This window comes from Acinetobacter lwoffii (assembly GCF_024129715.1).
Classification (GTDB): domain Bacteria; phylum Pseudomonadota; class Gammaproteobacteria; order Pseudomonadales; family Moraxellaceae; genus Acinetobacter; species Acinetobacter lwoffii_U.
The window spans coordinates 16,698-38,917 of record NZ_JAMXXM010000009.1 but is presented as its reverse complement, the minus strand read 5'-3'; the positions used below and the strand labels follow the sequence as shown (position 1 = coordinate 38,917).

20 protein-coding genes are annotated in these 22,220 nt (G+C 44.1%); 13 read left to right on the top strand and 7 right to left on the bottom strand.

What is annotated here, in order from left to right; all coding sequences use genetic code 11:
- Positions 1-12: 12 nt before the first annotated feature.
- The 3 genes from NI462_RS08020 to NI462_RS08010 form a co-directional block, all read right to left on the bottom strand.
- On the bottom strand, positions 13-1,338 hold the full coding sequence (locus tag NI462_RS08020; RefSeq protein ID WP_253146500.1) for a DcaP family trimeric outer membrane transporter: 1,326 nt from the start codon (positions 1,336-1,338) through the stop codon (positions 13-15).
- Positions 1,339-1,446: 108 nt separating this feature from the next.
- A complete protein-coding gene (locus tag NI462_RS08015; RefSeq protein WP_253146501.1) occupies positions 1,447-2,820 on the bottom strand; it encodes an MFS transporter in 1,374 nt (457 codons plus the stop codon).
- 229 nt (positions 2,821-3,049) lie between these two features.
- Positions 3,050-3,961 (bottom strand): LysR family transcriptional regulator, encoded by a 912-nt coding sequence (locus NI462_RS08010; protein ID WP_005100217.1) that lies wholly within the window; start codon positions 3,959-3,961, stop codon positions 3,050-3,052.
- A gap of 115 nt (positions 3,962-4,076) precedes the next feature.
- On the opposite strand from NI462_RS08010, the gene NI462_RS08005 reads away from it, so the two are divergent.
- From NI462_RS08005 to pcaD, 12 genes are all read left to right on the top strand, one after another.
- Positions 4,077-5,186 (top strand): muconate/chloromuconate family cycloisomerase, encoded by a 1,110-nt coding sequence (locus NI462_RS08005; RefSeq protein ID WP_004647035.1) that lies wholly within the window; start codon positions 4,077-4,079, stop codon positions 5,184-5,186.
- 13 nt (positions 5,187-5,199) lie between these two features.
- Positions 5,200-5,490 (top strand): muconolactone Delta-isomerase, encoded by a 291-nt coding sequence (gene catC, locus NI462_RS08000; RefSeq protein ID WP_004647036.1) that lies wholly within the window; start codon positions 5,200-5,202, stop codon positions 5,488-5,490.
- A gap of 154 nt (positions 5,491-5,644) precedes the next feature.
- Entirely contained in the window at positions 5,645-6,565 is a 921-nt protein-coding gene (gene catA / locus NI462_RS07995; RefSeq protein ID WP_253159955.1) for a catechol 1,2-dioxygenase, read from the top strand.
- Between the two features lie 81 nt (positions 6,566-6,646).
- The gene (benA, locus tag NI462_RS07990; protein ID WP_253159953.1) at positions 6,647-8,032 is read left to right on the top strand and encodes a benzoate 1,2-dioxygenase large subunit; all 1,386 of its coding nucleotides are present in this window, start codon (positions 6,647-6,649) and stop codon (positions 8,030-8,032) included.
- Positions 8,029-8,520 (top strand): benzoate 1,2-dioxygenase small subunit, encoded by a 492-nt coding sequence (benB, locus tag NI462_RS07985; protein WP_253159951.1) that lies wholly within the window; start codon positions 8,029-8,031, stop codon positions 8,518-8,520. The genes benA and benB overlap by 4 nt, the downstream gene beginning before the upstream one ends.
- Before the next feature lie 80 nt (positions 8,521-8,600).
- Positions 8,601-9,617 (top strand): benzoate 1,2-dioxygenase electron transfer component BenC, encoded by a 1,017-nt coding sequence (gene benC / locus NI462_RS07980; protein WP_253159948.1) that lies wholly within the window; start codon positions 8,601-8,603, stop codon positions 9,615-9,617.
- Between the two features lie 17 nt (positions 9,618-9,634).
- On the top strand, positions 9,635-10,420 hold the full coding sequence (benD, locus tag NI462_RS07975) for a benzoate diol dehydrogenase BenD (RefSeq protein WP_253159946.1): 786 nt from the start codon (positions 9,635-9,637) through the stop codon (positions 10,418-10,420).
- A 58-nt stretch (positions 10,421-10,478) separates the two neighbouring features.
- On the top strand, positions 10,479-11,699 hold the full coding sequence (gene benE, locus NI462_RS07970) for a benzoate/H(+) symporter BenE (RefSeq protein WP_253159944.1): 1,221 nt from the start codon (positions 10,479-10,481) through the stop codon (positions 11,697-11,699).
- 37 nt (positions 11,700-11,736) lie between these two features.
- Positions 11,737-12,408, top strand: a complete 672-nt coding sequence (locus NI462_RS07965) for a 3-oxoacid CoA-transferase subunit A (protein WP_253159942.1) — start codon at positions 11,737-11,739, stop codon at positions 12,406-12,408.
- Between the two features lie 19 nt (positions 12,409-12,427).
- On the top strand, positions 12,428-13,084 hold the full coding sequence (locus NI462_RS07960) for a 3-oxoacid CoA-transferase subunit B (RefSeq protein ID WP_004731112.1): 657 nt from the start codon (positions 12,428-12,430) through the stop codon (positions 13,082-13,084).
- 168 nt (positions 13,085-13,252) lie between these two features.
- Positions 13,253-14,458 (top strand): 3-oxoadipyl-CoA thiolase, encoded by a 1,206-nt coding sequence (gene pcaF, locus NI462_RS07955; RefSeq protein ID WP_253159940.1) that lies wholly within the window; start codon positions 13,253-13,255, stop codon positions 14,456-14,458.
- A gap of 100 nt (positions 14,459-14,558) precedes the next feature.
- Positions 14,559-15,338, top strand: coding sequence for a 3-oxoadipate enol-lactonase (gene pcaD, locus NI462_RS07950; protein ID WP_253159938.1), 780 nt, complete (start codon positions 14,559-14,561; stop codon positions 15,336-15,338).
- A 69-nt stretch (positions 15,339-15,407) separates the two neighbouring features.
- Here the strand turns inward: pcaD and NI462_RS07945 are convergent, their stop codons facing one another.
- On the bottom strand, positions 15,408-16,295 hold the full coding sequence (locus tag NI462_RS07945; protein ID WP_253159936.1) for a DMT family transporter: 888 nt from the start codon (positions 16,293-16,295) through the stop codon (positions 15,408-15,410).
- Positions 16,296-16,395: 100 nt separating this feature from the next.
- The gene (locus NI462_RS07940; protein WP_253148406.1) at positions 16,396-17,529 is read right to left on the bottom strand and encodes a hypothetical protein; all 1,134 of its coding nucleotides are present in this window, start codon (positions 17,527-17,529) and stop codon (positions 16,396-16,398) included.
- 255 nt (positions 17,530-17,784) lie between these two features.
- Between NI462_RS07940 and NI462_RS07935 the strand changes: the two genes are divergently transcribed.
- Complete coding sequence (locus NI462_RS07935; RefSeq protein WP_004731123.1) at positions 17,785-18,852, top strand: zinc-binding metallopeptidase family protein; 1,068 nt, start codon at positions 17,785-17,787, stop codon at positions 18,850-18,852.
- 190 nt (positions 18,853-19,042) lie between these two features.
- On the opposite strand, the gene NI462_RS07930 is transcribed toward NI462_RS07935, so the two are convergent.
- The gene (locus tag NI462_RS07930; protein ID WP_253159934.1) at positions 19,043-20,212 is read right to left on the bottom strand and encodes a thiolase family protein; all 1,170 of its coding nucleotides are present in this window, start codon (positions 20,210-20,212) and stop codon (positions 19,043-19,045) included.
- A gap of 83 nt (positions 20,213-20,295) precedes the next feature.
- Entirely contained in the window at positions 20,296-22,077 is a 1,782-nt protein-coding gene (locus tag NI462_RS07925) for an acyl-CoA dehydrogenase C-terminal domain-containing protein (protein ID WP_253159932.1), read from the bottom strand.
- Between the last annotated feature and the right edge of the window lie 143 nt (positions 22,078-22,220).

Sequence of the window (22,220 nt, the reverse complement as noted above, 5' to 3'; positions counted from 1 at the left end):
TTGAAAGAAGTCTTAGAAGTTGTAAATAGCAACCGCATTAATTCGGTTGTCTTCACCTGTAGTGCTGCCATTTGGTGTAGCAGCACCCAATGCTTCACGTTCGCCATAGACATATTCCAGGCCGAAACTCAGCGGTTTTGTAGGGTTATAGAACACATTGGCCCAAGCCTGCCAAAGGTCTTTGTTCACTGCTGTTAGATTCAGACCAGGAGCAGCAAGATATCCATTATCTTGGTCGAAATTCATATAACCATAGCCTATAGTACCACGCAATTTATCATTAAACTGCTGCGTTAGACCGACTGTAATCGAGTCGAATTCACTCTGTAGAAGATCTCCATTAGCAGCTGTAACGACACCTGGATTGGCGTAAGAGACAAAACTGCTATCACCTTTGACATGATAATAATCTGCCTTAAAGCTGGTGCCTGGAACAAACTCGTATTTGGCACCTAAACCTACACCCCATGCCATTTTTTCATCTTCATTGACACGCTTTTCATTCCCCATCGCACGGGCACTGACTGTAAGATTATCAGCAAATTTATGATTTAAACGTGCTGTTAAAGCAGGTAGGCGCTGTTTAATACCAGTAATGGTTGCATCTTTTGGATCTTCTACTGCAAATACCAGATTGGTTTCAGGACTGATTGTGCTGGTATAACGAACTTGTGGCGTCCGTTTAATTGAACCGCCAGCGTAAACCAATGCATCTACAGTTTCCGGAATATAATCTGGCACTGCAAAGTTCGACCAGGTTTGACCGATCAACCAGTTGGCATAGCTGATATAGGCATGACGGATACGCAAGTTATCAAAGCTTGCGCCGCCCAGAAAATCTACTTCAACTTTACCGCTTAAAGCTTTATCTCCAGCACCGACTGGTGCTTTAAAATCCATGCCTAAACGGGTTGCAGCCAGAGTAGATTTAAATTCATCACTACGCTCACCGACACCTTCTAAAGGTACCGCATTAATCTGGTTATACATACGTGCTGCTGAACCACCTTCAGCCTGATAAGAGGCATCGGCACGAATATTTCCATAAAGATTAAATTCGGCACCACTGGCAATTTTCATTACTGGTTTGCTTGCTGGAGCAGGTGTTGCTGCAACATGTGCAGTGACCACGGCCGTCTGTCTTTGCTGTTGCTCAACCAGTGCGCGTAAGGCCTGAACTTCCTGGCGCAGTTGTTCAATTTCCTGCTGATTCGACTGAGCTGAAGTTTGTGCTTGAGTCGATAAGCTGATGCCCCCTAAACTCATTGCCATCATGCTCATCAGAACTGTGCGTTTGAATGTGATTGTTGGTTGATTAAATAATTGTGTCGTGTTCATCCTAAACTCGCTTTTTATTATGCGTTTCGATTCTAGCAACAGATCACCACCCGTTACGATGGCGATCTATATCATTGGGAATATTATCTTTATTGATTGAAATCTAACTTAATGTGTCGCTTCTTTTGCCAATGAATTCGGCTTCACATCAGGTGTTGCAAGGGCTTGGCCATCTACGGAAGTTTTTAAGTTCACCAGGAAAATTGCCAGCGCAGCGATTACACCAGGAATCGCAATTGCAAAGAAGTTCATTTGATGCGGTAAATTCATGGTTAATAAAGCACCAGTGAGTACCGGCCCAACAATTGCACCAATACGTCCAATACCTGATGCCCAGCCCATACCGGTAGAACGTACCGTCGATGGATAATACTGCGCCACAAAAGTATAGAGCAGAATTTGTGAGCCAATCGTTGCAGCGCCTGCTACAGCAATCAAGGTATACAACACGAATTGTGGACTGTTAAAACCAAGCAGAATCAATGCAATGGCACCACATAAGAACATGATAGTCAGCACTTTTTTGATATGGAATTTATCTGCGAGATATCCACCACCAATTGCACCTACCATTCCACCAATATTCAGGGCGAACAGGAAGATCATACTTGCACCCAGCGAGTAACCTGCCTGAATCATCAGTTTTGGCAACCAGCTACCCAAGGCGTAGACCATCAACAGGCACATAAAGAATGCCAGCCAGAACATAAAGGTACTGAAGCTACGGCCTTGTTGAAAGAGTGCTTTTAATGGTGCCTCATCCCCTTTTTGTACTTCATTCAGTACAAACTGGGTGTCACTGGTGATGACCTGTGTCGGAGAGATCTTTTGAATAATAGTGTGTGCTTTGGCCGTCTGTTGTTTGTTCGTCAGGTACATCAGGGATTCTGGCAGATATTTCCATAGAATCGGCAAGATGAGCAATGGAATGCCGGCAAGCAGGAACATGATTTTCCAGCCAAATTGCGGCACCAACCATGCACCGAGTAGCGCAGAAGTCATCCCGCCAATGGCATAACCACTAAACATCAGGGCAACCAATGTACTGCGGATACGTTTAGGTGCATACTCGGTCATCAAAGCGACCACGTTAGGCATGACCCCGCCAATACCCAAACCGGCCAAGAAGCGCAAGATTCCAAATTCGATTGGTGATGTGGCAAAGGCACCAATGAATGTGAAGCCGCTAAAAATAGCCACACAGATCATGATGGTTTTTTTACGGCCGAGTTTATCGGACAATGTACCGAAACTCATGGCACCAAACATCATTCCGAATAAGGCAGTACTGGCCAGCATTCCAGCTTGCACTGCACTTAACGACCATTCTTGCATCAGCAGCGGCAATGCCACCCCATAGATGACCAGGTCATAACCGTCAAAAATAATGATCAGCAAACACCAGATCAAAACACCCCAATGAAAAGGTGTGAACTTTGCTTCATCGATCAGCGTATTTATATTCACTTTATTTGTAGACATCTTCACCTCCTAATTGTGAAGTTCAATTTATGAGATTCACAATGCAGAAGATGTCCATAAATGTCCAAAACTGAATAGGCATACTTCTATACCTATAAAGTCTGCCTTCAAGAAAAGGCTTTATTTACTATGCCTTAATGATATTCATCCAAATAAAACGACTTTAATTCAGTCATTAAATAATAATTTCACCTATTTTATATAGCATCTAAAAAGTTTTTAATCTTGTTTAAAACACCGCACGATCATATTTAATCGCTTCAAGATCATAGACCTGATAGACCGCATCAAACAGATAACGAATATATTCACTTTCATCCATATTACGAATCGCCATAAAGACCGGACTGACCGCAAATTCATCTAATAAAGGGATAAAGTTTAAATGAGCTAGACGAATATTCTGGGCACTTTCCGGCACGATACAAACACCCTCTCCAGCAGCCACAAAGCCAAGTGCCAGTTGCAATTCACTGACTGCACGGATATTTTTCGGTTCCAGTCCATACTCGGAAAATATACCGCGTACCTGGGTAGAAAAATTAGCCTTACCATTATTCGGGTATAAAAAGAGTGGCTGATCCACCAGTTCAGCCAAGTTCACGCCATCTCGTTGCGAAAGAAAATGGCTGGAATGTGCCGCGACCATCAGCCGTTCTTCACGCAGCAACACCCGTTTCACTGCCGGATCTGAAATCCTTAAGCGTCCAAAACCGACATCAATCCGCCCTTCTTTAAGTGCCTGAATCTGCTCTGAAGTATTCATTTCAACCATCTCAATTTTGAGCTGGGGATGTTGCTGCTTAAATAGAAACACAATACGCGACAGCAAGCCGAACAATAAAGAGCCGACAAAACCAATGCTAATGGTGCGATCCGCGATACCAATCCGCTTGGTCATCGATTTGATTTCTTCCGCATTAGACAAAAGTTTAACCGCATGCTGGTAGAAGAATTGACCTGCTTCTGTGGTCTTAAGCGGTCTGCTCCCTCTTTCAAAGAGCTGAATATCCAGTTCCTGTTCCAGATTTTGTATCTGTCTGCTTAAAGGTGGCTGAGCAATAAACAGTTTTTCTGCCGCCTTGGTAAAACTTTGTTCTTCGACGACGGCAACGAAGTAACGCAAATGTCTGAGTTCCATGGCTCTAAATACCTTTAAAGTATAAAAAAATGCTAAATCGATCTTAGACCAATCAACATTATTCTTTTAAGGTATATCAAGTCAAAGCATTAAAGCAAGAATGTGAACCCGTATTATGTATAAGTCAGTTGAAACCTTGCTGGTAGAAATTCCAACCATTCGCCCTCACAAGATGGCAGTGGCGACGATGCAAACCCAGACGCTGGTATTGGTCAAAATCACCACTGAAGATGGTTACATCGGTTGGGGTGAAGCAACAACGATCGGTGGCTTAGGTTATGGTGATGAAAGCCCGGAAAGCGTAAAAGTTAATATTGAAACTTATTTTGCGCCTCTTTTAAAAACATTATCCGGTTTAAATGTTGCACAGACATTACAAGCAATTAAAAAGAATATTAATGGTAACCGTTTTGCCAAATGTGCGATTCAGACTGCACTTTTAGACATTCAGGCACAACGTTTAGGTTTGCCATTAAGCGAAGTCCTCGGTGGCCGCTTACGTGACAGTATTCCAGTTCTTTGGGTATTGGCTTCTGGAAATACCGAAAAAGATATTGCTGAAGCAGAGAAAATGGTTGCGGCAAAACGCCACAACATTTTCAAACTGAAAATCGGTTCGCGTCCGGTAGAAGAAGATGTTGAACATGTTTTGGCAATTAAGAAAGCCTTAGGCAAAGACGTTTCGATCCGTGTCGATGTGAACCGTGCCTGGTCAGAACTGGAAGCCATTAAAGGCATTCAGTTATTGCAAGATGGCGGTGTTGATCTGATTGAACAGCCATGTGCAATTGATAACCTGGACGCCATGCGCCGTCTGACCCGACGTTTTGATGTTGCCATCATGGCAGACGAATCGTTAATGGGCCCGCACTCAGCGTATGAGATTGCCAAACAAAACGGTTCATCTGTTTTTGCAGTCAAAGTTGCCCAGTCGGGTGGCCTGATTGAAGGTTGCGAAGTAGGCAAGATTGCCAAACTTGCAGGTATTGACCTGTATGGCGGCACCATGCTGGAAGGCCCGGTAGGCACAATTGCTTCGGCACATGTGTTCTCTACTTTTGAAAGTCTGGCGTTCGGTACCGAGCTGTTTGGTCCTCTACTGCTGACTGAAGATATTTTGAAAACCCCACTCAACTATCAAAACTTTGAACTTGAGATTCCGAAAGGACCAGGTCTGGGGATTGAGTTGGATGAAAACAAGATTGACAACTTGCGTCGTCAGTAATTAGGAGAAACCCATGCTTTTTCACGTACGTATGGATGTAAACATTCCACGTGATCTGCCAGTTGAACAGGCAAACGAAATTAAGGCTGTTGAAAAGGCTTATTCACAGGAATTACAGCGTCAAGGCAAATGGCGTCATATCTGGCGCATCACGGGCCAGTACTCAAACATCAGTATTTTTGATGTTGAAAGCAATGAAGAGTTGCACAACCTGTTACAAGGCTTGCCTCTCTATCCTTATATGAACATTGAAGTAATGGCATTAAACCGTCACCCATCTTCAGTTCGAGATGACGACAGTTGATTGAATGAGCGGATTGGGAGTCACTGGATTCCCCTTCCAAATCGAAAACAGAGGGTACCTCAACAAGGATTGTGGCCAGCCAGTTTTAGCCAGCCAATGTAAATGCTAAACAGCCTGCCACCAAAAAATGTATACATACTTCAGGAGCAATAGTATGAATCGCCAAGAAATTGATGCACTTGTTAAAAAAATGAATGTCGACACAGCGACGGGTCCTGTCGATGAACGTGTACAACAGGTTGTTGTGCGTTTATTGGGTGACCTTTTCCAAGCGATTGAAGACCTTGATATCTCACAATCTGAATTGTGGAAAGGTCTGGAATATTTGACTGATGCAGGTCAAGCCAATGAATTGGGTCTTTTGGCGGCAGGTTTAGGTCTAGAGCACTATTTAGATTTACGTGCAGATGAAGCAGATGCCAAAGCAGGCATTACTGGCGGTACGCCACGTACCATTGAAGGTCCGTTATATGTCGCTGGTGCACCGGAATCGGTAAGCTTCGCACGTATGGATGATGGTTCTGAAGAAGGCAAAATCCCGACTTTAATCATTGAAGGTACAGTAAAAGATACAGAAGGCAACCTCATTGAAGGTGCTAAAGTTGAAATCTGGCATGCCAACAGCCTGGGTAACTACTCATTCTTTGACAAGTCACAGTCTGACTTTAACTTGCGTCGCAGCATTATTACTGCTGCCGATGGTCAATATACTGCATTAACCACTATGCCAGTCGGTTATGGCTGTCCTCCAGAAGGCACGACTCAATTTGTTCTAGACAAACTTGGTCGTCACGGTAACCGCCCTTCTCACGTGCATTATTTCATCTCTGCACCGGGTTACCGCAAATTAACCACGCAATTTAACATCGAAGGCGACAAGTACCTTTGGGATGACTTTGCATTTGCAACCCGTGATGGTTTGGTCGCGACTGCTGTTGATGTAACAGACGAAGCTGAAATTGCAAAACGTGGTCTGAATAAACCATTCAAACACATTCAGTTCAATGTTGAACTTGTGAAAGAACAAGCTGCAGCACCATCGACTGAAGTTGAACGTCGCCGCGCAAGCGCTTAATGAGCTCATGATAAGGAACCGAGATGTCAATTTAATGACATTTCGGGGACTTGCCTTAATTTGGAAAGTCGGAGAAAGGACATGCCTCGTATTCCCGTAATTAACACCAGCCATTTAGACCGCATTGACGAATTACTGGTTGATGATTATGAATCTGGTGAATTTAAACTACACCGTTCAGTATTTACAGACCAGGCCCTGTTTGACCTTGAGATGAAATACATCTTTGAAGGCAACTGGGTTTATCTCGCACATGAAAGCCAGATTCCAAACAATAACGACTTCTATACTACCTATATGGGTCGTCAGCCGATCATCATTGCGCGCAACCGTCAAGGTGAACTCAATGCAATGATCAATGCCTGTTCACACCGTGGCGCACAACTTTGTCGTCATAAGAAAGGCAATAAAGCAACTTATACTTGCCCTTTCCACGGTTGGACATTTAACAATTCGGGTAAATTGCTCAAAGTTAAAGACCCTTCTGATGCAGGATATTCAGACTGCTTCAACAAAGACGGTTCTCATGATCTTAAGAAAGTGGCACGTTTTGAAAGCTATAAAGGTTTCCTGTTTGGCAGCTTAAATCTGGATGTTCCTTCTCTGGAAGAATACCTGGGCGAAGCGACCAAAATCATTGACATGATCGTGGATCAGTCTGAACAAGGTCTGGAAGTTTTACGTGGTTCTTCGACTTATACCTATGAAGGTAACTGGAAGTTGACTGCTGAAAACGGTGCTGATGGTTATCATGTGTCTGCTGTACACTGGAACTATGCTGCAACGACTCAGCAACGTAAAGAAAAAGAGGCTGGCGACAACATCCGTGCGATGAGCGCAGGTGCATGGGGCAAACAAGGCGGTGGTTCTTACGGCTTTGAACACGGTCACATGCTACTTTGGACTCAATGGGCTAACCCGGAAGACCGTCCTAACTTTGCCAAGAAAGATGAATACACTGCGCAATATGGCGAAGCCATGGCGAAGTGGATGATTGAACGTTCACGTAACCTGTGTATCTATCCAAACGTTTATTTCATGGATCAGTTCGGTTCACAAATTCGTGTCCTACGCCCGATTTCTGTCGATAAGACTGAAGTGACCATTTACTGTATCGCACCTGTGGGTGAAGACAAGGAAGCACGTACCCGTCGCATTCGCCAGTACGAAGACTTCTTTAATGCTTCAGGTATGGCGACTCCGGATGACCTGGAAGAATTCCGTGCCTGTCAGGCGGGTTATGCCGGTATTGCGCTTGAATGGAATGATATGAGCCGTGGTGCAAAACACTGGATTCAAGGTCCGGATGATGCAGCCAATGAAATTGGTTTGAAACCAAAACTTTCAGGCATCAAAACTGAAGACGAAGGTCTATACCTGGCTCAGCATGAACACTGGTTACAACTGATGAAAGAAGCGATTACTTCTGAAAAAGAACTTGCTGCAACTGAAGGAGAAAACGCATGAGCGCGATTACTTTAGAAAACATTGCTCAATTCCTCTACAAAGAAGCGCGCTTTCTGGATGATGAACAATGGGATGACTGGTTACAGTGTTATGCCCCATCAGCAGAATTCTGGATGCCGTCTTGGGATGATGATGACAAATTGACAACAGACCCAGAGTCTGAAATCTCTTTGATTTATTACCCTGACCGTCAAGGTTTAGAAGACCGTGTATTCCGTATCAAGACTGAACGTTCTTCTGCAACCATGCCCGACACCCGTACCAGTCACAACATCTGCAATATCGAGATTGTTGAACAAAACGGTGATCAGGTGACAGTTCGCTTTAACTGGAACACGTTGAGTTTCCGTTACAAGACCAACTACAACTACTTTGGCATGTCACGTTATGTGATCGATTTTTCAGGTGAGAAACCACAGATTTTAAGCAAATACGTGGTGCTGAAAAACGATTACATCAATCAGGTCATTGATATTTACCACCTCTAAAATTTGCCACTACGTCTTCAGCCAAATGGACAGTTGGCTGAAGCAGGTCATCTGTTTTAAATATTTATAGGATTCTAGCCATGTCAAACCTTAATGTTGCACTTCAATTTGAAGATGGCGTTACACGTTTTATCAGCGTTGCTCAAGGTGAAACCTTATCTGATGCTGCGTACCGTCAAAAAATCAATATTCCTCTGGACTGCCGTGATGGTGCTTGTGGAACATGCCGTGCTTTTTGCGAGTCAGGTTCGTTTGACATGCCTGAAGAAACCTATATTGAAGATGCATTAACCCCTGAAGAAGCAGCTGAAGGCTACATTTTGGCCTGCCAGTGTAAACCGACTTCAGATGCAGTTTTCCAGATTCAGGCCTCTTCAGAAGTCTGCAAAACTGAAATTCATGAATTCCAGGGTACTTTGGCGCGTGTCGAAAACCTGTCTGACTCGACCATTACTTTTGACATCCAGTTAGATGAAGGTCAACCAGACATTCACTTCCTTGCTGGTCAATATGTGAATGTAGGAATTCCGGGCACGACCGAAACCCGTTCATATTCATTCAGCTCAAAACCGAGTGACCGTTTGACCGGTTTCGTAGTACGTAACGTACCGAACGGCAAAATGAGTGAATTCTTAAGTAAAAATGCCAAAGCTGGTGACAAAATGACTTTCACCGGTCCATTTGGTAGCTTCTACCTGCGCCCTGTGACCCGTCCTGTCTTGATGCTGGCGGGTGGTACAGGTATTGCACCATTCATGTCAATGCTACAAGTACTGGAAGAAAAAGGTTCAGAACATCCAGTGCGTTTAGTATTTGGTGTGACCAATGATTTCGACTTGGTAGCGATTGAAAAACTGAACGAACTGCAAGACAAATTCCCATGGTTCGAATACCGCACAGTGGTTGCTAACCCGGAATCTGCACATGAGCGTAAAGGCTATGTGACCGGTCATATCGAAAATGAATGGCTGAATGACGGTGATGTAGATGTCTACCTGTGTGGTCCAGTACCAATGGTAGAAGCGGTTCGCGGCTGGTTAGATGCTGAAGGCGTTAAACCTGCAAGCTTCCTGTTTGAAAAATTCTCTGCCAACTAAGAGAGGGAATTTGTTCAATGTCTAACCGTCAAAGATTTGAAAATAAAGTTGTAATCGTGACCGGTGCCGCGCAAGGCATCGGTCGCGGTGTCGCGCTGCAAGTGGCGAGCGAAGGTGCTCAAGTCGTTATGGCTGACCTTTCCCCTTATGTGGAAGAAGTTCTGGCTGAAATTGAAGCGACTGGTGGTGATGCGATTACCATCAAAGCCAATCTGGAAACTTTTGCTGGTGCCCAATCAGTCGTTGAAAAAGCCCTAGAAACCTATGGCCGTGTCGATGCGTTAATCAACAACGTGGGTGGCGCGATCTGGATGAAACCTTTCGAGGAATTTTCTGAAGAAGAAATTATCAAGGAAGTGAACCGTTCATTGTTCCCGACCTTGTGGTGCTGCCGTGCAGTTTTGCCAGAAATGATTAAAAATCAGAAAGGTACTATTGTAAACGTATCTTCTATTGCGACACGCGGCATTAACCGTGTGCCATATTCAGCGTCTAAAGGTGGCGTAAATGGCCTGACGGCTTCCCTTGCCTTTGAACATGCCAAAGATGGTATTCGCGTTAACGCAGTGGCAACGGGTGGCACTGAAGCACCACCACGTAAAGTACCGCGCAATGCTAATCCACTAACTGAATCTGAAAAGGAATGGATGCAGCAAGTGGTTGATCAGACCATTGACCGTACGTTTATGGGACGCTACGGTACGATTCAGGAGCAAGTGAATGCGATTGTATTCCTGGCTTCCGATGAATCATCTTATATGACAGGTACCGTGGTACCAGTCGGTGGTGGTGATCAAGGCTAGTCCTGATCATCACGATTTTTAACAGGCTCATGGTTCGACGCAAGGAGGCACATCACCAATGAATACCCTGTTTCAGACATTAAAAAATGATTGGTCAATTTCAGCAACTGTTGCAGGATTCTTAGCAGTGCTGATTTCCTATTCAGGGCCAATGATCATTTTTTTCCAGGCGGCTCAGCAAGCCCAAGTTTCCCCGGACATGATGATTTCATGGATTTGGGGAATTTCTATTGGTGCTGCGCTCGCAGGTATCTTTTTATCAATTAAATACAAAATACCTGTCGTCACCGCCTGGTCTGCGCCCGGAACGGCTTTATTAGTCACGCTGTTTCCCGATATTTCACTCAATGAAGCGGTTGCTGCCTATATCACCTCTGCTGTGGTGATTTTTTTCATTGGGATCACCGGTTATTTCGACAAGTTACTGTCCTGGATTCCTCAGGAAGTGGCTGCCGGGATGATGGCAGGGATTTTACTGCAGTTTGGTTTAGGGCTGTTCACCGCGACCGATACCATGCCCTATATCGTCTTTGGCATGCTGGCGGTATTTTTGCTGGCCAAGCGTTTTAGTCCACGCTATGCCATGGTCTGGGTGCTGATTGCCGGTGTAGTTTTAAGCATGCTACTCGGCAAGATTAACCCGGTCACGGCAAATTTCAGTCTGGCGATTCCGCAATTTATTGCACCGAAATGGACCTGGAGTTCAACCCTGAATCTGGCCCTTCCCCTGATTCTGGTCAGCCTGTCTGGTCAGTTTTTACCGGGAATGGCGATTATCAAACTCAGTGGCTATGACATGCCCGCCAAGCCGATTATTAGTGCAACCAGTATTGCCTCGCTTGCAGTGGCCTGTGTCGGTGGTATTACCATTGTCTTGGCCTCGATCACAGCTGCTTTGTGTCTGGGGAAAGATGCCCACGAGCTGAAAGAAAAGCGTTATATCGCCGGTGTGGCGAATGGGCTTTTTTACATTTTAGGCGGCTTATTTGCCGGCAGCATTGTCATGCTGTTTAGCCTCATGCCCAAAGAGTTGATTGCGGCTTTGGCAGGACTGGCATTACTCGGTGCAATTGCTACCAACATTTCCGTGGCCATGGGTAAAGAGTCGCAACGTGATGCAGCACTGATTACCTTTTTAGCGACTGCTTCCGGCATGCATTTCCTGGGACTGAGTTCAGTCTTTTGGGGAATTTGCATTGGCCTGGTCGCACATTTTCTGCTGTCACAGAAAAACCGTAACGCAGTTCCGGTTACAGCATCAGATTCAAAACGAGTTTAAAGACATCCATCAGTTTAGGATATGTAAGGACCAGATTATGATAGATAAAAGTTCATTATCATTGAAAGAAGCACTCTCCCAGATCAAGGACGGTTCTACCATTATGATCGGTGGTTTCGGTACAGCAGGTCAGCCTGCTGAACTGATTGATGGTCTGATCGAATTGGGTATTAAAGACCTGATTATTGTCAACAACAATGCCGGTAATGGCGACTATGGTCTGGCGAAACTGCTTAAAGCTGGTGCTGTTCGTAAAATCATTTGCTCTTTCCCGCGTCAGTCTGACTCGTGGGTATTTGACGAGTTATATCGTGCAGGCAAGATTGAACTGGAATTGGTGCCGCAAGGTAATCTGGCTTGCCGTATTCAGGCGGCAGGTATGGGCTTGGGTCCAATCTATACGCCTACCGGTTTTGGTACTTTGCTGGCTGAAGGCAAACCGACCATGAACTACGAAGGTAAAGACTACGTTTTAGAAAATCCAATTAAAGCTGACTTTGCCTTGATAAAAGCTTCTAAAGGCGATCGTTGGGGCAATCTGGTCTACCGTAAATCTGCGCGTAACTTCGGCCCGATTATGGCGATGGCAGCAGATGTGACCATCGCTCAAGTTTCTGGAGTGGTTGAACTGGGTGCACTGGATCCAGAGCACATCATCACCCCGGGAATTTTTGTTCAACACGTTGTTCAAGTTAAACCTGCACAATAATTGGCATCGGAGATAAATAATGAGCTATAGCAAACTGACCCGTGACCAGATCGCTGAACGTGTGGCACAAGATATTCCTGATGGCGCTTATGTGAACCTCGGTATTGGTTTACCGACCAAGATTTCCAGCTACCTGCCAAGCGATAAAGACGTCTTCCTGCATTCTGAAAATGGCCTGTTGGCTTTCGGTCCTCCTCCTGCTGAAGAAGACCGCGATCCTGAGCTGATTAATGCTGGTAAAGAATTCGTAACTTTACTTGAAGGCGGTTCATTCTTCCATCATGGTGATTCTTTCGCGATGATGCGTGGCGGTCACTTAGACATCGCCGTACTGGGCGCGTTCCAGGTCGCTGAAAATGGTGACTTGGCTAACTGGCATACCGGTGCACCGGATGCAATTCCAGCGGTGGGCGGTGCCATGGATCTGGCTGTGGGCGCGAAGAAAGTCTTTATTACGACTGACCACGTGACCAAAAAAGGCGAGCCAAAAATCGTGGCTGAACTGACGTATCCGGCTACTGGCTTGAAATGTGTGGATCGTATTTACACCGACCTGTGTGTGATTGATGTGACACCTGAAGGTATGAAAGTGATTGAGAAAGTTGAAGGTCTGTCATTTGAAGAATTGCAGTCATTGACTGGTGCCAAACTGATTGATGCGACTCAATCAAATTAAGGGGAAGTCCCTTCTTTCTTGCACTTAGTTTTAAAAGCAGTGCTTTAAAACATGTTCAGGAGGGATTTAGGGAGGATTTGAGGAATAAAACTACTTCATTAAATCCCTCCCAACCTCCCTTTAAAAAGGGAGGAGTTTTCTTCTTTTAATTATGTGAGCAAATACACAATGAAAAACGCATATATTATCGATGCCATCCGTACCCCATTCGGCCGTTATGCCGGTGGTCTCGCGCCTGTCCGTGCCGATGACCTGGGTGCACTTCCAATCAAAGCTTTAATGGAACGCAATCCATCAGTGAACTGGGAACAGGTTGATGATGTGATTTATGGCTGTGCCAACCAGGCCGGTGAAGATAACCGTAACGTCGGTCGCATGTCTTCGCTGCTTGCAGGCCTGCCTTATCAGGTTCCAGCAACGACCGTGAACCGTCTGTGTGGTTCATCAATGGATGCAATCGCAATGGCAGCACGTGCGATTAAAGCCGGTGAAGCCAATCTGATCATTGCCGGCGGTGTAGAAAGCATGTCGCGTGCCCCATTCGTGATGGGCAAGTCAGAAACGGCGTATGGCCGTAGCCAAAAGATTGAAGACACCACCATGGGCTGGCGTTTCATCAACCCGAAACTGAAAGAAATGTACGGCGTGGAAACCATGCCACAAACTGCTGAAAATCTGGCGGAGCAGTTCAATATCAACCGTGAAGATCAGGACAAGTTTGCCCTGACCAGCCAGCAACGTACCGCAGCAGCGCAGGCCAAAGGTTTCTATAAAAATGAAATCATTCCTGTGGTGATTCCGCAGCGTAAAGGCGATCCGGTGGTTGTCGATACTGATGAACATCCACGTGCCTCTACCACAGCAGAAGCATTGGCAAAACTGAAACCTGTGGTGAAAGCAGACGGGACAGTAACGGCGGGTAATGCTTCTGGTATTAACGATGGTGCGGCTGCTCTTTTAATCGCATCTGATGAAGCGGTTGCTCAGCATGGTTTAAAACCACGTGCCAAAATTATTGGCTCAACGGTTGTGGGTGTTGAACCACGTATCATGGGTTTTGGTCCAGCACTTGCCATCAAGAAATTACTGGCGCAAACCGGTCTGACTTTAGAGCAGATGGACGTGATCGAGCTGAATGAAGCTTTTGCTGCTCAGGCACTGGCATGTACCCGTGACTTGGGTATCGAAGACGGTTCAGAGAAAGTCAATCCAAATGGTGGTGCGATTGCTTTGGGTCATCCACTCGGTGCTTCAGGTGCGCGTTTAGTGACGACTGCACTCAACCAACTTGAACAAACTGGTGGTCAATACGGTCTTTGCTCAATGTGTATTGGTGTCGGTCAAGGCATCGCTTTGATTATTGAACGTGTTTAATCCTCATTAAAAGTCCCCCTTCTTGCGCTTCAGCTTAAAGCAATGCTTAAGCCTTGCTCAGGGGGATTTAGGGGAGTTTATAAGATTAAGGATTTTAAAAATGCCAACATTTACATCCAACGATGCCCAGATCAATTACCAGACCTTTGGTGATGCATCTAAGCCAGCCCTGGTTTTTTCTAACTCACTGGGCACCAAATTCAGCATGTGGCAACCACAAATTGAATTTTTCCAGAAAGATTATTTTGTCATCTGCTATGACACCCGTGGTCATGGGGCTTCCTCTGCACCGCAAGGTCCGTATAGCATTGATCAACTTGGTCAAGATGTGGTGAATCTGCTTGATCATTTAAACATTGAAAAAGCAGCTTTCTGCGGTATTTCAATGGCCGGTTTGACAGGTCAATGGTTGGCGATTAACCGTCCAGAACGCTTTAATCAGGTGGTGGTATGCAATACCGCAGCAAAAATCGGTCAGGAACAGGCCTGGAATGACCGTGCTGCACTGGTTCGTGAACAAGGTTTACAACCGATTGCGTCTACTGCAGCATCACGCTGGTTTACTGAACCCTTTATTCAAAGCAACGCAACAGTGGTGAATAACCTTCAAAACGACCTTGGGGCTGGCAGCCCGGAAGGTTATGCAAGCTGTTGTGAAGCTTTGGCTAAAGCGGATGTTCGTGAACAACTGCAAGACATTACTGTGCCTGTCTTAGTGGTTGCAGGTCAGCAAGACCCTGTAACGACTGTAGCTGATGGTCAGTATATGGTTGATCGTATTGCCAACAGCCAACTATTTGAAATCAATGCTTCGCATATTTCAAATATCGAACAACCTGAAGCTTTTAATCAGGCGGTGCAAAAATTTATTGCAGCTTAAAAAGCGCATCGTAATAATCGAAAAGCCACTGTTCATCAGTGGCTTTTTTGAGATCAAATTAAATAAAAATTAGGCCCAAATCACCAGTATGGCTGCAATCACCACCAGTACCAGTCCCCAATGTTCAGCCTTGGCCAGTTTATCTTTAAAGAAATACGCCGAGATCAGCATACTAAATAAAATCTCGATCTGACCTAAGGTTTTAACCACCGGCACACTCATCATGCTCATAGCGGTAAACCAACCAAGGGATGCCATAAAACTGCACACACTCACTTTAAAAGTTAAGCCCAGACGCTGCCACATGGCCACTAAAGTCTGGCGACTGAATAGGCTGAGGTAAATCAGCATACTAATACACTGAAAACTGATCACCATTAACAACACCCAGGCCGCACGATGCAAGGTTGGTAAAGTGGTTAATTCCAGACTGGCTTCGCGTACCAGAAGTGAGGTGATGGCAAAACTTAAACCGCTTCCGATGCCAATAGCCAGTGTTCTGGTTGAAAACCCGCTGACCTGTTGGCCTTTACTCAATAAAAATACCGCATATCCGCCCAGCGCCACACCAATCCAGGCCAAAAATGACAAATGATCTGCTAATAAGGTCACACCAATAATGGCGGCTAAAATGGCTTCACTTTTCGCCAGCCCCACCCCAACCGCGTAATTTTTTTGCTTGAACAGTTGCACCATCAGTGCCGTAGCTAAAATCTGGCTGCAACCTGCAATCACTACATAGACCCAGAACTTGGGCGTGAAGTGAACCACACTTTCAACTGGCTTGAAATAATACAGGCTGCTCAGGTAAAGCGCAGCGAATGGCAAACCGAAAATAAAGCGTGCCAGGGTGACTCCCCAGACATCGACCGTGGTGCTGAGCTGTTTTTGAAAGGCATTACGCCAAGCCTGCATAAATGCAGCCATTAAAGTGAAAAAAATCCAGCTGAATGCCATCTATTGAGTGCTATTACAACAAAAGTGAAATAATTCTATGCCTTAACAAAAGCGCTGACTAATTAAAAATAGGATGCTGGCCGATAGCAGAAAGTTTGGATTACTTTCTAAATTCACTCACTAATTTGGCAAGTTGCTCCATTCCATCAAAGGTGGTTGGAATCTTGTCATCAGATGAAACTAGCGGTGAAAAGATAATATTTTCAAATTTCTCAAAGCCTGCTGCATTTTTCTTATGCAGTTTTTCTGAATCTTCAGCATAGTTATGGATGAACTGACACAGTGCCATGCGAAGTTCTAGCTGCATCATTTGAGATTGGACTGCTCTTTTGTCTTGTAAAGAAATTTTTAAAAGATATAACGTAATTAAAATTAAAGTAATGAAGGGAATAGAAATAAACCACATACCAGTAGGTAGCTTTCCATCAAAATAGAAAAATGCTCCAATTAATGCACCTAATTCCACAAAAGGTATAGAAAACATTGTTGCTGCAACAAAGCTATAAGTACCTTTTGCATTATCTAACTCTATTTTTTTCTGATCATAAAGCTCTTTAAAACCTTTATTGAGCAAAACGAAATCATAAGTTTGTTTATTTTTTTCAAGACGCTTTTCTAATTCTGATACTTCACTTTTTTTAGATTCAAATGTACTAGTCCAAGCATCAATTTTTTCTATATTTCTGTGATTAGACTCTAAATATTCAATATATTTTGAAAAATGATCAGGTGTTAAAGTTTCAATTATTTTTTGAAAATTTGGATTAGAATAAACTTTACTTAACAGTTTAAATGGCAATTTATCTATAAAAGAAAAAATATAATTTACTTCAGGACTGAATTTATTTGCATTATTTTCAATAAAATCAAAAAAGGATTTTTGAAAAGAGTATCTATAATCTTTCCTAAACATTACTTCTTTATAATATGCATAGATTAATAAATTTATATACTCTAGCTTTATTCGATCCGAATATTCAAAATGATGCCCTAATTCCCCATACTCATTATCAAATACCAACTTTAAACTTAAATCATTTCTTTTTTTGATCTCTATACAGTGTTCTTCAAACTCATTTAGCCTTTCATTATCATAAAGATCTATAGGATCTAAATTTTTTAGTAACTCCTTTTCCCACTCATCAATATCTGTCCTTTCTTTAATTTCAGAAATATATTTTTTTAATTGAATGATAACATTGCTAAATGAATTACTAAGAAATGAAAAAGCCATACTAAACCAATTTTTATAATTAAATAATGGTAATTTTCTTATAAATCAAAAACTAAAGCAATATCAATAATCATTAAACTATCTTTGATGGGATATTCATTCACACCTTTTTTACAATTCATCCATATAGAATTTTCAATGAAATTTTTATGATGTTTCTTTATCAGGAAGAAATTTAGGTAGGCATTCTGAACCTTTTTTCGTGTTCATCATCGATAAACATTTTAGGTCGTTCGTTTCCCTACAGGGAGTTTAATGAAACATTTTGAATGTGCCGTCTGCAAGCAACAGCTGTTTTTTTACAAATCAGTTTGTGATCACTGTCTGTCACCGATCGGTTATATCGCTTCGGAAAAAGAGCTATGCGCATTCGAAAAACAGAGTGCTGAGCGATGGGTTCCAATCGCCAAAAACTACCAGCATGCCAGTTATAAACCCTGTCACAATTATGTAAATTATCAGGTATGCAACTGGATGATTCCCAGCGATGAAGATGAGGAATTTTGTGAATCCTGTCAGTTGACCCATGTCATTCCTGATTTGGAAAATTCCGAAAACCTGATTTACTGGTTTCGACTGGAAGAAGCCAAACGTCGATTCCTGTATTTGGCCCAGCGCATGAACATGATGCCACGCCCCAAAAAGTCTGAAGATGATCCATTTGGTCTGCGTTTTGATTTTCTCCTGCCCCAAGAAGATAAGCCTGTTTTAATTGGTCATGCCAATGGGGTCATTACCCTAAATGCAATTGAAGCCGATGTAGTTTATCGGGAAACTACACGTGTAAATATGGGTGAAAACTACCGGACTTTATTAGGTCATTTTCGCCATGAAAGCGGCCATTATTATTTTGCGCTCATGCAACATATGCATCCGGAATTGCTAGATGAATTCCGTCAGTATTTTGGCGATGAGCGGCAAGACTACAGCAAGGCACTTGAACGCCATTATAACGAAGGCGCACCAATCAACTGGCAGGAAAAGTATATCAGTGCTTATGCCACCGCCCATCCCTGGGAAGACTGGGCAGAAACCTGGGCACATTATCTGCATATGATGGAAACACTGGAAACTGCCTACTATGGTGGTATGCGTGTCGAAGGAAATGGCAGCTATCTGGCCAGTATGGATTTTAAAGAATGCCCGATTGGTGGACAGGATTTTGAACATATTCTGGAAAACTGGGTTACCTTGACCTTTAATCTGAATGCCTTAAACCGTTGTATGGGTCTGGAAGATGCCTACCCCTTCAAGCTGAGCGAAGCAGTTAAAGACAAGTTACGATTTATTCACCGGCATGTGCTGGAAAAAGTTTTTAAATAATTTAAAAAGTAATTTTTATAGTAAAAATATAGATGGAATGGGATCAGCAAAGTCTGAAAATATGGATTTTATTGTGTATTTTAAAAATTAATATGATTTAAAGAATCCCTGCTCCTGGCAAACCAAGAGCAGAAAGTCTCCAATGAATCAGTATTGAGTTTGCTACCTGAATATACGATTTAGGATGTGCTTAAATCAGTTCCACAGCAATCGCAGTCGCTTCACCACCACCGATACATAAGGACGCAATCCCTTTCTTGCCGCCAGTACGTTTTAAGGCATGAATCAAGGTCACAATAATACGAGAGCCAGAAGAACCCAATGGATGACCAAGCGCACAAGCACCACCATTAATGTTCACTTTTGCTGGATCAAGTTTAAAGCCATCAATGGCTAACATAGTGACCATGGCGAACGCTTCGTTGATTTCCCAAAGGTCAACATCCTGAGCATCCCAACCGGTTTTTTTCAGGACTTTTTCAATCGCACCAACAGGTGCAATAGTAAATTCTGACGGATGCTGCGAATGGCTGGCATAGGCGAGAATATTAGCTAGCGGTTTTAAGTTACGCTGTGCAGCAATTTCGCTCGAGGTGATCACCAGTGCTGAAGCACCATCTGAAATGGAGCTGGCATTTGCCGCAGTAATGGTGCCGTCTTTTTTGAACGCTGGACGCAGAGTTGGAATTTTGTCAGCCTTGGCATTTAAAGGTTGCTCATCCTGCTCTACTACCACATCACCTTTACGGCTACTGACAGTGACCGGTACGATTTCATCTTTAAAGAAACCTTGCTGCACCGCCGTCACGGCTTTATTTAATGAGCCAATCGCATAAGCATCCTGCTGCTCACGGCTATAGCCTTTTTTATCTGCCATTTCCTGAGCCAAAATCCCCATCGACAGACCTGTTTCAGCATCTTCCAAACCTTCCTGGAACATATGATCCGTCACTTTACCATGTCCCATACGGAATCCGGCCCGTGCCTTGTCCATCAAATATGGTGCGTTCGACATCGACTCCATACCGCCAGCCACCACAATCTCTGCTGAACCGGCTTTGATCGCATCTGCTGCCTGCATCACGGCTTTCATACCAGAACCACAAATTTTATTAATCGTGGTCGCCCCCGTGGAATCCGGTAGACCCGCCTGACGCATGGCCTGACGTGCCGGACCCTGTTTTAAACCAGCAGGAAGAACGCAGCCCATAATCACTTCATCAATATCATTGGCCGACAGACCTGCACGTGCCACTACTTCTTTAATTGCCACAGCACCCAAATCTGGCGCGGTACAGCTTGACAATGAACCTTGAAAACCGCCCATCGCGGTACGTACTGCATCTACAATTACGATCATTTTAGTTTCATCCTTTTTCATCATTGTTATCAACCCTACATAGCCAAAGCACTGTAGGGCTGGTCCTTCGCAATCATTGCGGGTTAAGCCTGTGCGGTAAAATATGCTTCAGGCAATTGCATGACCAGTTCCGCACCGGCCTGAATACGCTGGATTCGTGCACTCAAATCCGGAAGTACTTTGGCCACATAATAGTTGGCCAGTACCAGTTTGTTCTGGAAGTAACTATCGTCTTTGGCTGCGGCGGCTTTGCTAATCCGCGCATACATATAGACAAAGCTGAGCAGCCCAACCGCATGTAAATAATCGACAGCAATCGAATTAGCAAAATCAGGGTTCAGCTTAGACTGCTCGACGATGAATTTGGTGATATCTTCAAGTTGCTGGCAGGCTTCTAATGTCGCCGTTTTAATCGTCAATGAATCATCTAAATTTTGGGCAAATTCACGGATTTCAGCAATATATTCCGCGATATAAGCCCCATTACATTTGGTGGTTTTACGCCCAATCAGGTCAATCGCCTGCACGCCATTGGTGCCTTCATAAATCTGTGAAATACGCAGGTCACGAATACACTGTTCCATGCCCCATTCACGGATATAGCCATGACCACCGAAGCACATTTGCGCTTCCAGTGCAGAATCCAGTGCCTTGTCGGTCAAATAAGCTTTGGCGATTGGCGTTAACAGCGCCACACGGTCAGTCGCTTTACGCACCGCTTCAGGGTCGGTTGAGTATTTGGTAATATCCAGTTGTTGACCTACATACACCGCAAACGCACGTGAAGCTTCATTGTTAGCACGTACATTGAGCAGCATACGGCGTACATCGCCATGGACTAGAATTGAATCGGCTGGTTTTTCTGGAGATTTTGCACCAGTTGATGCACGGCCCTGTAAACGGTCCGTCGCATATTGTGCCGCATTCTGGTAGGAAAATTCTGCTGCACCGATGCCCTGAATCCCCATAGATAAACGTTCGTAGTTCATCATCACGAACATGCCGGCCAGACCTTCATTTTCATTACCAACCATATAGCCCTTGGCGCCGTCAAAGTTCATGACACAGGTCGCCGAGCCTTTAATTCCCATTTTATGTTCGATCGAACCGGCAGCTACTGTATTACGCTCACCCAGTGAACCATCGGCATTGATCAGGAATTTCGGCACAATAAATAATGAAATACCACGTGAACCTGCTGGTGCATTCGGAGTTTTTGCCAGCACCAGATGAATGATATTTTCACTCAGATCATGCTCACCGCTGGTAATAAAAATTTTGGTACCGGTAATATTGTACGAACCATCTTCATTCGGTTCAGCTTTGGTCTTGATAATGCCAAGATCTGTGCCGGAATGTGGTTCAGTCAGACACATGGTGCCTGACCATTCACCCGTATAGAATTTTGGTAAATAGGTTTCTTTCTGTTCCTGTGAGGCGCGGTCACTGATCGCCATACCTGCACCCACAGTGAGTAGTGGATAAAGCATAAAAGATGGGTTGGTGCTCCAGATCATTTCATCCGCCAGAACCGTGAGCATCTTCGGCATATTTTGTCCGCCCCATTCTTCAGGAGCACCCAAGCCTACCCAGCCACCTTCGGCAAACTGTTTAAAGGCTTCCTTGAAACCAGCCGGCGTAGTCACCTCACCGTTTTTAAACTGAGCACCACCTTCTTCATCAGCAGGACGATTCAGGTCAAGAATAACATTCTTGGAAAATTTGGCCATCTCTTCCAGAATTGCATTTGCCGTCGCCATATCTAAATGTGCAAAATTTTCATTACCTTGCCAAAATTGTTCCGCATGGAATACGTCATTTAAAATAAATTCCATGTCTTTTAGCGGCGCATTATAAATCGGCATTTTTAAATTCCTTAAAGGGTGATACTCAATCCTGTTGCCAAATATTTTCTAATTTTCATTAGAATCCAGACAGGCCATTTTAAAATCGTGATATCCAATTCCTGCAGTGTTAAATCTATATCTAGATTCATAAAGTTGCATTG